The sequence below is a fragment of the Maritalea mediterranea genome (assembly GCF_021568695.1).
GTDB lineage: Bacteria > Pseudomonadota > Alphaproteobacteria > Rhizobiales > Devosiaceae > Maritalea > Maritalea mediterranea.
The window spans coordinates 93,886-106,641 of record NZ_JAKGTI010000003.1 but is presented as its reverse complement, the minus strand read 5'-3'; the positions used below and the strand labels follow the sequence as shown (position 1 = coordinate 106,641).

Sequence of the window (12,756 nt, the reverse complement as noted above, 5' to 3'; positions counted from 1 at the left end):
AAAAACTATGTCGACCCAAAACGCCCCAGAACCCATCATCGTGCCCATTGATCTGGGCGACCGCGCCTATGATATCGAAATTGCGCCCGATGTGCTGGATCGGCTGGGTGGCATCTTGAAACAGAAATTTCCCGGTGCCCGCTTTGGCGTGGTGACCGATCTGAATGTGGAAAAGGCGCAATGGGCTCGCTTGAAAACCAGTCTTGACAAGAATGGGCTGGACTATGCCTTGATCTCCATCCCGCCAGGCGAAAGCGCCAAATCCATGGCGCGTCTCGACAGTGTGGTTTTTGCGCTGCTGAAAGAAAAGCTCGAGCGTAATGATATCATTCTCGCCTTTGGCGGTGGGGTCATTGGCGATCTGGCCGGCTTTGCCGCCGCCATCATGCGCCGCGGTATGGATTTTGTGCAAATCCCCACCTCCCTGCTGGCCCAGGTGGACAGCTCAGTGGGCGGCAAAACCGGGGTGAACTCGCCCCATGGCAAAAACCTGATTGGCGCGTTCCACCAGCCCCGCTTTGTCGCGGCGGATCTCGGCGTTTTGGAAAGCCTGCCCGCACGGCAATTCCGCGCCGGTTATGCCGAAGTGGTCAAATATGGCCTGATCGATGATGAAGAGTTTTTCTTCTGGCTGGAGGAAAACCAACCTGAGATTTTTGAAGGCGGCCCGGCCCGCGCCGAAGCCATTGCCCGCGCCTGCCGCGCCAAAGCCCGCGTGGTGGTGGCCGATGAACGCGAACATGGCCAGCGGGCGCTGCTCAATCTGGGGCACACCTTTGGCCATGCCCTTGAAGCAGCGACGGGCTATTCCGACCGGCTGATCCATGGCGAAGGTGTCGCCATTGGCATGGCATTGGCCCATCGGTTCTCAACACAGCTTGGTCTGTCCAACACTCAAGACGATCAGCGGGTGGAAGCACACTTGAAAAAGGCCGGTCTGCCCACAAAATTAAGCGATATTCCCGGCGAGCTCGCCTCAACCGAGGAGTTGCTGACCCATATTGCCCAAGACAAAAAGGTGACGCGCGGGGCGCTGACCTTTATTTTGACAAAAGGTATCGGCAAAGCTTTCATTGAACAAAATGTCAATCCTGACCATGTGTTTGAATTCTTAAACAAAGAACGGCAAAAATGACCGAATTAACCCTCAGCTTCTGGATCTCTGTTGGCGCCATCATTGTGCTGCTGGCGCTGTCTGGCTTTTTCTCCGGCTCGGAAACCGCGTTGACTGCGGCGAGCCGCGCACGCATCCACCATTGGGTAAAGGCGGGCAAAAATGGCGCGTCCATCGTGGAAAGCCTAATCGCCGATAAAGAACGGCTGATCGGGGCCCTTCTGTTGGGCAACAATCTGGTCAACATTCTCGCCTCTTCCCTGGCCACCAGCGTGTTGATCTCACTGTTTGGCGATACCGGCGTGATTTACGCCACCTTGGTGATGACCATGATGGTGGTAATCTTTTCAGAGGTGCTGCCTAAAACGTGGGCGATTTCCAAGCCGGATGAGTTCGCAGTGGGTGTGGGTCGCTTTGTGCGCCCGGTTGTCGTGGTATTTGCCCCCATCACTTATGCGATCCAAAAGCTGGTCAATATGTTGTTGCGCCTATTGGGTGCCCGCTCGGAAGACGACGAATATGGCCTGACCGGTCACGATGAACTGCGCGGCACCGTGGATTTGCTGCACCGCGAGGGTGAAGTGATCAAAAATGATCGCGACATGCTGGGCGGCATTCTCGACCTAAGTGAATTGGAAGTGTCTGACGTGATGGTGCACCGCACCAAAATGCTGGCCTTTGATGCCGACTTGCCGAAAGAACAATTGGTGCAGGAAATTTTGGAAAGCCCTTACACACGGATTCCCCTGTGGCGGGGCGATCAGGACAATATTGTAGGGATTGTGCATGCCAAAGATTTGCTGCGCGCCCTGTTCCGTGCCGGTGGGGACGTGGAAAAGCTCAACTTTTCCAAGATCGTCTCCAAGCCGTGGTTCGTGCCCGACACCACCCCGGTGCAGGCCCAGCTGAACGCCTTTTTGCGCGAAAAAGCCCATATTGCCATGATCGTGGACGAATATGGCGAAGTGGAAGGCCTGCTGACCCTTGAGGACATTTTGGAAGAAATTGTCGGCGAAATTGCCGACGAGCATGACGAGATCATGGAAGGGGCACAAAAGCAGCCCGATGGCAGCTATATTGTCGACGGTTCGGTGCCGATCCGTGATTTGAATCGAACGCTGGATTGGCATTTGCCTGACGAAGATGCCAACACCATCGCCGGGCTGATTGTGGAAGAAGCCAAAATGATCCCGGAAGTGAACCAGGTGTTCACCTTCCATGGGTTCCGCTTTAAGGTGCTGAAAAAGGAACGTAACCGCATTACGGAAATCAAAATCATTCCGTAATGCCGGGTTAGTTCTTGACCTTGATCACCAGAGCATGCACCCGGTCGGCCAGCTCTTCTGCCAAACAATCATTGATGGCGCGGTGCTGTTCGACCCGGCTCTTATCTGCCAGACTTTGGGCGGAAATGACCACACGAAAATGGGTTTCGCCACCTTCGCGCCAGCCGCCATGGCCGCGGTGAAGTTCAGATTCGTCGATCACTTCGAGGTGATGGGGCGCAAATGCCGCATTTAATTTCGAAATAATCGCATCTTTTACCAACATAGGGGTTTTTCTCTTTTCCGTTTTTGCGCTAAAAGGGTTGCCCCTTCATAAACCAATTGAGCTGAGAAATTGCAATCCAAGCTGTTCGATAAAATTCGTGTTAAAAAAAGAGCCTCTTCTGCTGCCAAGCCAGAAGATGATTCCCCACGTTGCGCATGGAAAGGTTGTGAGGAACCCGGCACCCATAAGGCGCCCAAAGGCCCGAACACGCCAGGCCATCACCAGTTTTGTCTGGCCCATGTGCGCGAATATAACAAGAATTACGACTTTTTCTCTGATCTGGGCGAAGACGAAATCAAAGACGTGATGACCGACCGCTCCGGCGGACGCCCCACTTGGGACGTGCGCGGCGGTGGCCCGGCGCCCAAAAGCGCCAGCGATTTGCCCCCCCGTACCAAAAAGAAAAAGCGCCACGACCCATCTAATGTGTTCGCGCGCTATGCCCGCATGCAGGGTGGATCTGGCGGGCCAAATCGCTCAGCCAGCCGCAAGATTTTGGAAGCGGACCGCAAGGCGCTTGAAATGCTGGGCGTCACCCCGACAGACGGGGCCGAAACCATCAAGGTGGCCTACAAGGAATTGGTGAAGAAGCACCACCCCGACATTAATGGGGGCGACAAAAGCTCAGAAGAGCGTTTGCGCAACATCATCACCGCCTACAACCACCTCAAAGCCAAGGGGTTCGTTTAATCACGTTCCCCCCTTGGGTGCGCCACATTTTACTGTTATAGAAATCACGACAAATTCTTACCTGCCATTATTGGCACTGTGCTGCGCACCGGCCAGATCCAGACCCTATATGATGAAATCAAGGCATTCGCTATGACTGAACAAACCGCTCCATTGCCAGATACTGAATATAATGTTCGCGAGACATTCGGCATTGATACCGACCTTGTGGTGAAGGGCTACAAAGAGCGCACCGAACATGTGCCGCCGCTTGACCCGGACTATTTGTTCGACAAGGCCACCACATTGGCCATTCTGGCCGGGTTTGAACATAACCGCCGTGTGATGGTGCAAGGCTATCACGGCACAGGTAAATCCACCCACATTGAGCAAGTTGCCGCGCGACTGAACTGGCCTTTGGTGCGGGTAAACCTCGATAGCCATGTGAGCCGGATCGACCTGGTGGGTAAAGACGCCATCGTATTGCAGGACGGCAAGCAGGTCACAGAATTCCGCGACGGCATTTTGCCGTGGGCTTTGAAAAACAATGTGGCCATTGTGTTTGACGAATATGATGCCGGCCGTCCCGACGTGATGTTTGTGATCCAGCGGGTGCTGGAAGTGTCTGGTCGCCTGACCCTTTTGGACCAAAACAAAGTGATCGAACCGCACCCCGCCTTCCGCCTGTTCGCCACCACCAACACCATTGGCCTGGGCGACACCTCCGGGCTTTATCACGGCACCCAGCAGATCAACCAGGGCCAGATGGACCGCTGGTCTTTGGTGACCACGCTGAACTATCTGCCGCATGATAAAGAAGTGGGCATTGTCTTGGCCAAGGCCAAACAGTTCCAAAATGAAGAAGGCGAGAAAACCGTCTCCAACATGGTGCGCTTGGCCGACATGACCCGGCAGGCCTTCATCAATGGCGATCTGTCCACTGTCATGAGCCCGCGGACCGTGATCACCTGGGCGGAAAACACCCAGATTTTCGGCGATATCGGTTTTGCCTTCCGCCTCACATTCCTCAACAAATGTGATGAGCTGGAGCGCCCGGTTGTGGCAGAATTCTATCAACGTGTGTTTGGCACCGATTTGCCTGAGTCTGCGGCCAACATCGCCTTGAGCGCCTAACACGTCAAAGAGGCACCATGTCTTTAAGCGGCAAAAAGCAAAACCGGGCCGACCCCACCGCCACGCTTAAAAATGCGATCGGCGCCACGGTACGCACGGTCTCTGGCGAGCGCGAATTGGAGGTGGCCTTCACCTCCGACCGACCGCTTTTGACCAAAGACAAGGCGCGGCTGGCCAATCTGCCGCGCGTGCCCAAAGCTGAAGATATTGCCATCGCGCGCGGCCAAGGTGACGCCATGTCTATGCGCCTTGCAGCCCACGACACCAAAAAACACAATCGCTATGCCCCGCAGGACCCAGAGGCCCGCGCAGTGTTTGATGCACTAGAGCAGGTGCGGGTGGAAGCGCTTGGCATGGAGCGACTGCCCGGTATGAAGGACAATTTGTCCGCCATGCTGGAAGACAAAATGTTCCGCGCCAACTATTCCAACATCAAGGACATTGCCGATGCACCCTTGGCCGAGGCCATGGGGCTGGTGTTGCGCGAAAAACTGTCTGGCCTGAAGGTGCCCCCATCCGGCGAAAAGCTGGTGGAGTTTTGGCGCGACACAATTGAAGAAAAAGTGGGCGACAGCCTGGATGATCTGAGCGATTATCTTGACGATCAGGTGGAATTTTCCAAACTGACCCGCAACGCCCTGCGCAATCTCGACATGATGATTGACGCCGACCCCACCGATCTGGACGGGGACGAGGACGACAGCGGCGAAGACGCCGATCCGCAAAATGCGCCTGATGAGAACGCCGACAAGCAAGATGGGTCAGCCGATCAGGACGAAATGGAAATGGACGCCGAACAGGCGCCCGGTGACACTGAGGAAAAGGGCGAGACCGAAGGTCAGGAAGCCAGCCTTGAGGAAACCGAGGAGCAGGAAGCTCCGGTGGAACAGGGTGATGACGCCGCCAACACCCCGCCGCAGAACGATATTCCGGATCAATTCCGCAATATGCCGGAATATAAGATGTTCACCACAAAATTTGACGAGGTGGTGAGCGCCGCCGAACTGTGCCCCCCGGAAGAGTTGGCGCAATTGCGTGCCCTTTTGGACAAGCAATTGGAAAGCCTGACCGGCGCTGTGGCGCGGCTGGCCAACAAATTACAACGCCGCCTGATGGCGCAGCAAAACCGCTCTTGGGAATTTGATCTGGAAGAGGGGCTGTTGGACACCTCCCGTATCACCCGCGTGGTGACCGACCCGTTGCAGCCGCTGTCGTTCAAAATGGAAAAAGATACCGATTTCCGCGACACAGTGGTGACCCTGTTGCTGGACAATTCCGGCTCTATGCGCGGCCGTCCGATCACCATTGCTGCCATTTGTGGCGACATTCTTGCCCGCACGCTGGAACGCTGCGGCGTAAAAGTTGAGATTTTGGGCTTCACCACCCGCGCCTGGAAAGGCGGCAAATCACGCGAAGCCTGGATGCAGGCCGGTCGCCCCGCCAACCCTGGTCGGGTCAATGATATTCGCCACATTGTTTATAAGGCTGCGGATGAGCCCTGGCGCCACGCCAAGGACAATCTTGGCCTGATGATGCGCGAAGGGCTGTTGAAAGAAAACATCGACGGTGAAGCCCTGCAATGGGCGCACAAACGAATTTTGTCCCGGCCCGAAAATCGCCGCATATTGATGGTGATTTCCGATGGTGCCCCGGTGGATGACAGCACCCAGTCTGTCAATCCGGGCAACTATCTGGAAAAGCATTTGCGGTTTGTCATTGAAGATATCGAAACACGCTCGCCTGTTCAATTGGTGGCCATTGGCATCGGCCACGATGTTACGCGCTATTATCGCCGGGCAGTCACCCTGCTCGATGCGGAAGAATTGGCCGGTGCGCTTACCGACAATCTGGCCGATTTGTTCGACGAAGAACCTCCATCAAAAGCCCGTGCATCGCGCCGCCGCTAAGCTGCTGTGCCATCTGGCCTTGGTCTGTGGCGTTGTCGCCGCGGGCCTGCTCCCTGCGCAGGCCGAGCCCCTTCGGGCCGATATACAGGTGATTGATCGCTTTCAAGGCCGCATTCTCGGCGACAAAATCGGCAAACTAATTTGGCGTGGCGGCCTCGTGCTGCGCCATGATCACGAAGAATTTGGCGGCTTTTCCGGCATAACCCTCACATCCGAAAAGGGCAAATTTGCTGCGGTCACTGACCGGGGCCATTTTTTGAATGGCAGGTTGCTTTATGATCCGGACGGCAACTTGATGGATGTGGATGAGCTTGCCCTCCACCCGATCAAAAACTCAAAGGGCGATGATCTGCCCACCAAATTTTCACGTGACTCTGAAAGCATCGAAACCATTTTCCGCGACGGGGTGCCAAGCGCGGTTCGGGTGGGCTTTGAGCATCTGACGCGCGTTGCCGATTTTGAGTTGGAAAATGGATGGCCACAAGGCGCGGCGCGCGATGTCGGCATCCCCGATTGGTTGCGGCGCAACCGGCATAATGGCTCGCTTGAAGCCCTGTGCATTGCGCCCCCCACTTCCCCTGTCGCTGGCTCCACCTTGATGTTGACGGAAAATATAAAGTCCGAAGGCGGCGATCATGCCGCTTGGCTGAAAGGCAACAAAGACCGCGGTGAACTTGCCCTTATGCGTGATGGGGGATTCCGACCCACCGCTTGTGCATTTCTGCCCAATGGAGATCTGGTCATTCTCAAACGCAATATCGGTTTGACAGGTTTCACCATGCGACTTGAACTGATCGATGGAAACCAGATCAAACCCGGCGCGCGCCTTAAGGGCGAAAATATACTCGCCGCGGGCGGCACAGCCGTGGACAATATGGAGGGACTTGCGGTAAGTATTGGTCCGACCAATTTACCTCGACTCACGCTAATGTCCGACGACAATTTCAATGGATGGCAGCGCAGCATGATATTGCAGTTCGATATTTCATATTAAAATGCAGCGATCTGCTTGAGTTTGTGGCAAAAAAAGTTAGTTTAGACATCAAAGTTTCGAGCAACAACGAAACGCGATAACCAAGGGATAATTTATGAACATTGAATTGTTAAAGCGCTTGTGTGAAACCCCTGGCGTTCCAGGACGTGAAGACCGAATTCGTGACGTCATCAAAAAAGAGATCGAAGGTCTTTTTGACGAAGTGACTGTTGATGCGATGGGTTCACTCTTGTGCAAACGCAACCCGACCAAAAAGACCAGCGGCACGCCCAAAAAAGTGATGCTTTTGTGCCATATGGACGAGATTGGTTTTTTGGTTTCGCACATCAGCGACAAGGGCCATATCTATATTGACCCCGTGGGTGGCTTTGATCCACGCAACCTGTTCTCCCGCCGCGTTCTGGTGTGTACCGACAATGGCGACTATAAGGGCGTGATGAACCCGGGCGGCAAACCGATTCACATTCAAGAGCCGGGCGACGCGAAAAAGGTGCCTGGCATTTCTGAGTTTTTTGTTGATCTCGGTATGGGCGAGAAAACAAAAGATAAGGTGAAAGTTGGCGACTATATTGTGATGGACGAGCCGTTGCTCGATCTGGAAGACAAGGTGGTGTCCAAAGCGCTCGATAACCGCGTGGCCTGCTGGTTGGGCATCGAATCCATCCGCAAGCTGGTGGAAGATGGCGGCGAGCATGAATGTGAAATTCATGTCGGTTTTACCACTCAGGAAGAAGTTGGCTTGCGTGGCGCCCGTACAGCCGCCTACGCTGTAAAGCCGGATATCGGCATCGGCATTGACGTGACCCTCGCCTGCGACACACCGGGTGTGCCCGAGCATCAGCGCGTGACCGTGCAGGGCAAGGGCGTTGGCCTCCACGTGAAAGATTCCAGCTTTATCGCCGACATCGGCCTGGTGCGCGAAATGGAAGAGCTGGCGGAAAAGAACAAGATCCCTTACCAGCGCACCATTTTGGCCCGTGGCGGACAAGACGGTGCGGCCGCGCAACAGGCGGCCGCTGGTGCCAAAGCCATCGGCATTGTGGTGGGTACCCGCTATGTGCACACCGTGACCGAAATGATCGACAAAACCGATCTCGGCGCTGCACGCGATATTTTGGCCACCTATTTGGCCGCCCACTAAATCGTTCCATCGTGGAAAACAAAGCCCGCAGCCTTTGCTGCGGGCTTTTTGTCTAGGCATGTGCCCGATCTTCCGGCCACGTCCACGCCAGATAGGCGATATAGAGCATGGCCAACACTTCAATAGAGCCAAAGAAGATATAATGTGGTTTCAGCGAACCGCCGCCCACGACAAATAGAATGGTGATGGCCACCGCCCCGAAATTCGCAATGCGATTGGCCTTGCGCGAGAGGGCGCGCGATAAAAAGATCATCACAATGGCGATCTCGATCAACACGGCCGCCAAGAGAATAAACATTGGCGTGATCTCCACACCCTCTATAACCCCGGCGGACACCTGGGCCAAAAATCCCGGGCTGATGAAGGACAGTATGTCGGCAAACGCCATGTTGAACATAACCACAATCCACAAAGTTGAAATTTTTTCCGAAACAGACATGACGTCTCCAATAGCTGACAAAAGTCGATATATATACAGTGTATATTTGACGACGTTCAGCTATAAATATACACTGTATATCCGTCAAGTCTTTTCGTGTGAGATCGATTCGCGCCCATGCCTTCTTCAACTCAATCCGACAAACGCCGCACGCTGACCACGTCCAAAATCATCGAAGCGGCGCTCAGCATTGCCAATACGCAAGGCATTGAGGCGCTCTCCATGCGAAAGCTTGCCGCGGCGCTAAATGTCACCGCCATGTCGATCTATAATCATGTTGCAAACAAGGAAGACTTGCTGAGCCTGATGCTCGATAATGTGGTGAGCGACTTTGAACTGCCGGATGAAGATGGGCCATGGAAAGAGATGTTGCGGCGGCGGGCGCACAGCATGCGCCAGACCTTCTTGCGACATCCGTGGGCACCAACCCTACTGATTTCCACCATCACCAATGGGGCGCACACTATGCGCGATGCCAATGCCACGCTGGGCTGCCTGATCAATGCCGGATTTTCCTATGCCGCCGCCGACTGGGCCCGCAACGCGATTGATAGCCACACTTTTGGCTACACTATGCAGGAACTCAACTTTCCGGTGGAGCCGACGGAATATCGCGCTGCCGCCGACCATTATCTGCCCGAAATCAGCAAGAATGACTATCCCTATCTGCACGGCGCCACCAAAGCCCTGATCAACGGCGACTATGATGGCGTGACCCAGTTTGATTTTGGGCTGGGCCTCATCCTCTCAGGCCTTGCCCCCGACCAAGCCCCCGACCAGCGTTAAGAGTCTCCCCATGCCAACGATCGAATATGTCTATTCCGCCCATTCTGCTTTCGCCTATATCGGCTCAGCCCGCTTGTACGAGATCTGCGCCCGGCACAATGTCACCCTGATCCATAAGCCCATTCTGCTGTCCCCCGTGGTGCAGCGCCAGGGCGGCAAAGCCTTTCGGGAGCGGCGCCAGGCCAATGTTGACTATTTCTTTGGCCGAGAGATTGAGCGCTGGGCAGAATATCGCGATGTGCCCATCATCCATTTCCGCCCCACCTATCATGACGCCGATTATGGTCTTGCCTCCGGCCTGATTCTTGCCTCGGGTGAAAGCGGCCCGGCACCTGACGCCATGGCGCATAAACTGCTCGAAGCCCATTGGCGCGACGATGCGGATCTCTCCGATGTACCCACCTTGCACCGATTGGCCACGGCGCTGGGTCATGATGCCGACAGCTTGTTGGCGGCGGCGGGCAGCCATGATGTGCAGGACAAACTCAAGGCCAATACAGAATGGGCCATCAGCCAAAATGTCTTTGGCTCCCCCACCTATATTGTGGATGGCGACCCCTTTTATGGCCAGGATCATCTCGAGCTGGTCGAGCGCACCCTCACCAAGCCCTTTTCCGTCTCTAACTGGCGCAACCCTCCCGTCCATTGACCCCTTCAAAAATAAACCCCAAGCACATTGGCACATGCTTGGGGTTCGCTCACGATAAACGCTGCATCTTAAAAGGGAGGCGCAGCGTCTTGGAATCTCGAATTATGAGGCAGGGGCCGGCTCCATGCGGGCCGCGATGACACGGCGCAGCGCTTGGTAGGGCAGCAGCAGGGCCACAACGGCCAAAGCCTTCACCAGCATATCGCCAACGGCCAGCGAGAAGTAAAGCGGCGTTTCCGGGCCAAAGCTGAGGAATGGCACCGGGAAGCCCAATGAGCTGTCGTCCATACCAAACCACCCATCGATAAAGGCGAAGGCTGGGGCCATGGCCAGCGAGAAGAACAGCAAGGTGTCAAACACAGATGCAATGCCGGAGGAAACGAGCGGTGCTTTCCACCAGACGCCATTGCGCAGGCGGTCAAAGATCGCCACATCCAGCAATTGCGCGGTCAAGAAGGCCGTGCCGGACGCCACAGCGATCCGCGGGGTGGCCATAAAGATGGACAAAACAACCGCCAGGGCAAAACCGACAAACACGACAATGCGTGCTTTTTCAGGCCCGAAAAAGCGGTTGGTCAAATCTGTGACCAGAAAAGCGAAAGGATAGGTAAAAGCGCCCCAGGTGAGGATATCAGCCAGATTGGCAGGCCCCAATTGCGCTTGTACGGGGAATTGAACCAGATAGTTCGAAGCTGTTACCACAACAGCCATGGCCACAATGGCCACCAAAAGACGAGTGAGCACCATTTCATGCACCTCTATATAAAATGGCAAAACCGGCAGGTGACCAGCGCCACATCCAACAAAAAGCACCGCGCAAAAAGCTTTGCGCGGCACCAGCGAAAATCTTTAAATTTTCAAGCAGCTCAAGTGCAAAAAATTAAGACGCTTCAGCAAGTGCCTTGCGCACTTCTTTTTTCACGTTCAACGCACGTGGAGACAATTCGGTGTCTTTTGCTTTCAGCAAATAGGCATCCAAACCACCACGGTGCTCAACGGTGCGCAATGCAGAAGCAGAAACTTTCAGTTTCACGCCTTCGCCCAGCGCTTCAGACATCAAAGTCACACTGCACAAGTTAGGCAAAAACTTGCGACGAGTCCGGTTGAGCGCGTGGCTCACATTATTGCCTGACATCACGCCTTTGCCAGAAAGTTCACAACGTCGTGCCATTTTACTCACATCCTGTTCGGTCAAAACCAACAAACCCGCCCCATGAGCGGCTATTGTCGATCTCATATTAATGAAAAGTCGCGTCTAATTAGAGAACTTAGCCTCTTTAGTCAAGCACCTGATTGGCAATTTGTCCTATTCTTGCCTTGAATCCACCCGGATCAACGGTCAGTCTGAAGAAAAACTGATTCGAGTTGGCCGCGCGGTCAATTTTTGTTGAGGGAGCACGGGCGAAACGTGGCCATTTTGAAGTCGAGCGTCAAGCGTTTTTCCAGACGCCTTATTCACACTTTCAGCGCGGCGTCGGCCGCTCTTTTTCTGGTCGGCACTGCATCTGCCTCAGCCTTCGACGCCGATGCCAGCTATGTGGTCACCCTGCGCGGCGTCAATATTGCCCAGGTCAGCATCGACTATCAAAATGATGGCAGCACATATGCCGTGAATATTGACGGTTTAGTTTCCGGCCTCGCCAGCCTTGTGGCTGCAGGTACGGCAGACCTGAACTCCAAGGGCAAGGTGGGCGCCAATGGGTTGCAAAGTGAGCAATTCAGGCTCGCCACGGCCGCCAACAATGAAACCTTTGAGGTCAAATTTCAGGCGCAAAACAGCAATGTCACCAGCTTCCAAGTCACCCCCAAGCTTACCGACAATGTGAATCGGGTGCCGGTAAAGCCCGACCACCGCAAAGGCGTGAACGATCCCGTGGCCGCTTTTTTGGTAAAGGCCGACAGCTTATCACCCGAAATCTGCAACCGCGATCTCGATATCTATACCGGAATCGAGCGGTTCGACATTAGGATGAGCTTTGCCGAGAACCAAACCGCCACGTCCCAACGCACCGGCTATCAGGGCCCGGTTGTGCTGTGCAAATTGCGCTATAAGCCGATCTCCGGCCATTTCAGCGACAGCGCCAGCACCACCTATATGAAAAACAACCAGCGCTTTCTCATCTGGTTCGCGCCGCTCGAAGACACGGGATACGCCATTCCCTATCGCATATTGATCGGCACTGCCTTCGGCGACCTATCGATGGTGCTGACCCGCCTCACCGTCAATTAAACGTCGCAATACGACCGTTACCAAATCGGCGCGATTCTGTTGCGTCCCCATTCCCAAATTGAGACGGCAACAGTTTTTTCGTAAATTTTTGCCCAATATGGCCTTATTTTTGGCCTCTAAAGCGTTAAGATCGCAATTCTTT

General features: G+C 54.7%; 14 protein-coding genes. 10 read left to right on the top strand and 4 right to left on the bottom strand.

Annotation, left to right across the window (positions count from 1 at the left end; translation table 11 throughout):
- Positions 1-7 precede the first annotated feature (7 nt).
- Both aroB and L1I42_RS13355 read left to right on the top strand, forming a co-directional pair.
- Positions 8-1,135 carry a 3-dehydroquinate synthase gene (gene aroB / locus L1I42_RS13360; protein WP_236115175.1) on the top strand — a complete coding sequence of 376 codons (1,128 nt, stop codon included), beginning with the start codon at positions 8-10 and terminating at the stop codon, positions 1,133-1,135.
- Entirely contained in the window at positions 1,132-2,400 is a 1,269-nt protein-coding gene (locus L1I42_RS13355) for an HlyC/CorC family transporter (RefSeq protein WP_236115174.1), read from the top strand. The genes aroB and L1I42_RS13355 overlap by 4 nt, the downstream gene beginning before the upstream one ends.
- 7 nt (positions 2,401-2,407) lie before the next feature.
- On the opposite strand, the gene L1I42_RS13350 is transcribed toward L1I42_RS13355, so the two are convergent.
- Positions 2,408-2,665 carry a BolA family protein gene (locus L1I42_RS13350; RefSeq protein ID WP_236115173.1) on the bottom strand — a complete coding sequence of 86 codons (258 nt, stop codon included), beginning with the start codon at positions 2,663-2,665 and terminating at the stop codon, positions 2,408-2,410.
- A 69-nt stretch (positions 2,666-2,734) separates the two neighbouring features.
- On the opposite strand from L1I42_RS13350, the gene L1I42_RS13345 reads away from it, so the two are divergent.
- The 5 genes from L1I42_RS13345 to L1I42_RS13325 all read left to right on the top strand — a co-directional run bounded on the left by L1I42_RS13345 (position 2,735) and on the right by L1I42_RS13325 (position 8,510).
- Entirely contained in the window at positions 2,735-3,355 is a 621-nt protein-coding gene (locus L1I42_RS13345; protein ID WP_236115172.1) for a J domain-containing protein, read from the top strand.
- Between the two features lie 132 nt (positions 3,356-3,487).
- On the top strand, positions 3,488-4,468 hold the full coding sequence (gene cobS, locus L1I42_RS13340; protein WP_236115171.1) for a cobaltochelatase subunit CobS: 981 nt from the start codon (positions 3,488-3,490) through the stop codon (positions 4,466-4,468).
- Between the two features lie 17 nt (positions 4,469-4,485).
- Positions 4,486-6,375: a cobaltochelatase subunit CobT gene (gene cobT / locus L1I42_RS13335; protein WP_236115170.1), complete on the top strand. Its 1,890-nt coding sequence runs from the start codon at positions 4,486-4,488 to the stop codon at positions 6,373-6,375.
- Positions 6,356-7,369, top strand: coding sequence for an esterase-like activity of phytase family protein (locus L1I42_RS13330; RefSeq protein ID WP_236115169.1), 1,014 nt, complete (start codon positions 6,356-6,358; stop codon positions 7,367-7,369). The genes cobT and L1I42_RS13330 overlap by 20 nt, the downstream gene beginning before the upstream one ends.
- 94 nt (positions 7,370-7,463) lie before the next feature.
- The gene (locus L1I42_RS13325; RefSeq protein WP_236115168.1) at positions 7,464-8,510 is read left to right on the top strand and encodes a M42 family metallopeptidase; all 1,047 of its coding nucleotides are present in this window, start codon (positions 7,464-7,466) and stop codon (positions 8,508-8,510) included.
- Positions 8,511-8,562: 52 nt separating this feature from the next.
- On the opposite strand, the gene L1I42_RS13320 is transcribed toward L1I42_RS13325, so the two are convergent.
- A complete protein-coding gene (locus L1I42_RS13320; protein ID WP_236115167.1) occupies positions 8,563-8,949 on the bottom strand; it encodes a DUF6326 family protein in 387 nt (128 codons plus the stop codon).
- Positions 8,950-9,066: 117 nt separating this feature from the next.
- Here L1I42_RS13320 and L1I42_RS13315 point away from each other — a divergent pair, with 117 nt between their 5' ends.
- Together L1I42_RS13315 and L1I42_RS13310 are read left to right on the top strand one after the other, a co-directional pair.
- A complete protein-coding gene (locus L1I42_RS13315) occupies positions 9,067-9,735 on the top strand; it encodes a TetR/AcrR family transcriptional regulator C-terminal domain-containing protein (protein ID WP_236115166.1) in 669 nt (222 codons plus the stop codon).
- A 10-nt stretch (positions 9,736-9,745) separates the two neighbouring features.
- Complete coding sequence (locus tag L1I42_RS13310; protein WP_236115165.1) at positions 9,746-10,384, top strand: 2-hydroxychromene-2-carboxylate isomerase; 639 nt, start codon at positions 9,746-9,748, stop codon at positions 10,382-10,384.
- 102 nt (positions 10,385-10,486) lie between these two features.
- On the opposite strand, the gene L1I42_RS13305 is transcribed toward L1I42_RS13310, so the two are convergent.
- A complete protein-coding gene (locus L1I42_RS13305) occupies positions 10,487-11,131 on the bottom strand; it encodes a queuosine precursor transporter (protein ID WP_236115164.1) in 645 nt (214 codons plus the stop codon).
- Positions 11,132-11,264: 133 nt separating this feature from the next.
- Positions 11,265-11,555, bottom strand: a complete 291-nt coding sequence (gene rpmB, locus L1I42_RS13300) for a 50S ribosomal protein L28 (RefSeq protein WP_236115163.1) — start codon at positions 11,553-11,555, stop codon at positions 11,265-11,267.
- Positions 11,556-11,792: 237 nt separating this feature from the next.
- Here rpmB and L1I42_RS13295 point away from each other — a divergent pair, with 237 nt between their 5' ends.
- Positions 11,793-12,614 (top strand): DUF3108 domain-containing protein, encoded by an 822-nt coding sequence (locus tag L1I42_RS13295; RefSeq protein ID WP_236115162.1) that lies wholly within the window; start codon positions 11,793-11,795, stop codon positions 12,612-12,614.
- The last annotated feature ends 142 nt before the right edge of the window (positions 12,615-12,756 follow it).

Bases quoted from the DNA above. Each gene is read 5' to 3' on its own strand.
- L1I42_RS13310 (WP_236115165.1), top strand. From the start codon at position 9,746: ATGCCAACGATCGAATATGTCTATTCCGCCCATTCTGCTTTCGCCTAT.
- cobS (WP_236115171.1), top strand. From the start codon at position 3,488: ATGACTGAACAAACCGCTCCATTGCCAGATACTGAATATAATGTTCGC.
- L1I42_RS13325 (WP_236115168.1), top strand. From the start codon at position 7,464: ATGAACATTGAATTGTTAAAGCGCTTGTGTGAAACCCCTGGCGTTCCA.
- L1I42_RS13355 (WP_236115174.1), top strand. From the start codon at position 1,132: ATGACCGAATTAACCCTCAGCTTCTGGATCTCTGTTGGCGCCATCATT.
- cobT (WP_236115170.1), top strand. From the start codon at position 4,486: ATGTCTTTAAGCGGCAAAAAGCAAAACCGGGCCGACCCCACCGCCACG.
- L1I42_RS13350 (WP_236115173.1), bottom strand. From the start codon at position 2,665: ATGTTGGTAAAAGATGCGATTATTTCGAAATTAAATGCGGCATTTGCG.
- L1I42_RS13320 (WP_236115167.1), bottom strand. From the start codon at position 8,949: ATGTCTGTTTCGGAAAAAATTTCAACTTTGTGGATTGTGGTTATGTTC.
- L1I42_RS13315 (WP_236115166.1), top strand. From the start codon at position 9,067: ATGCCTTCTTCAACTCAATCCGACAAACGCCGCACGCTGACCACGTCC.
- rpmB (WP_236115163.1), bottom strand. From the start codon at position 11,555: ATGGCACGACGTTGTGAACTTTCTGGCAAAGGCGTGATGTCAGGCAAT.
- aroB (WP_236115175.1), top strand. From the start codon at position 8: ATGTCGACCCAAAACGCCCCAGAACCCATCATCGTGCCCATTGATCTG.
- L1I42_RS13305 (WP_236115164.1), bottom strand. From the start codon at position 11,131: ATGGTGCTCACTCGTCTTTTGGTGGCCATTGTGGCCATGGCTGTTGTG.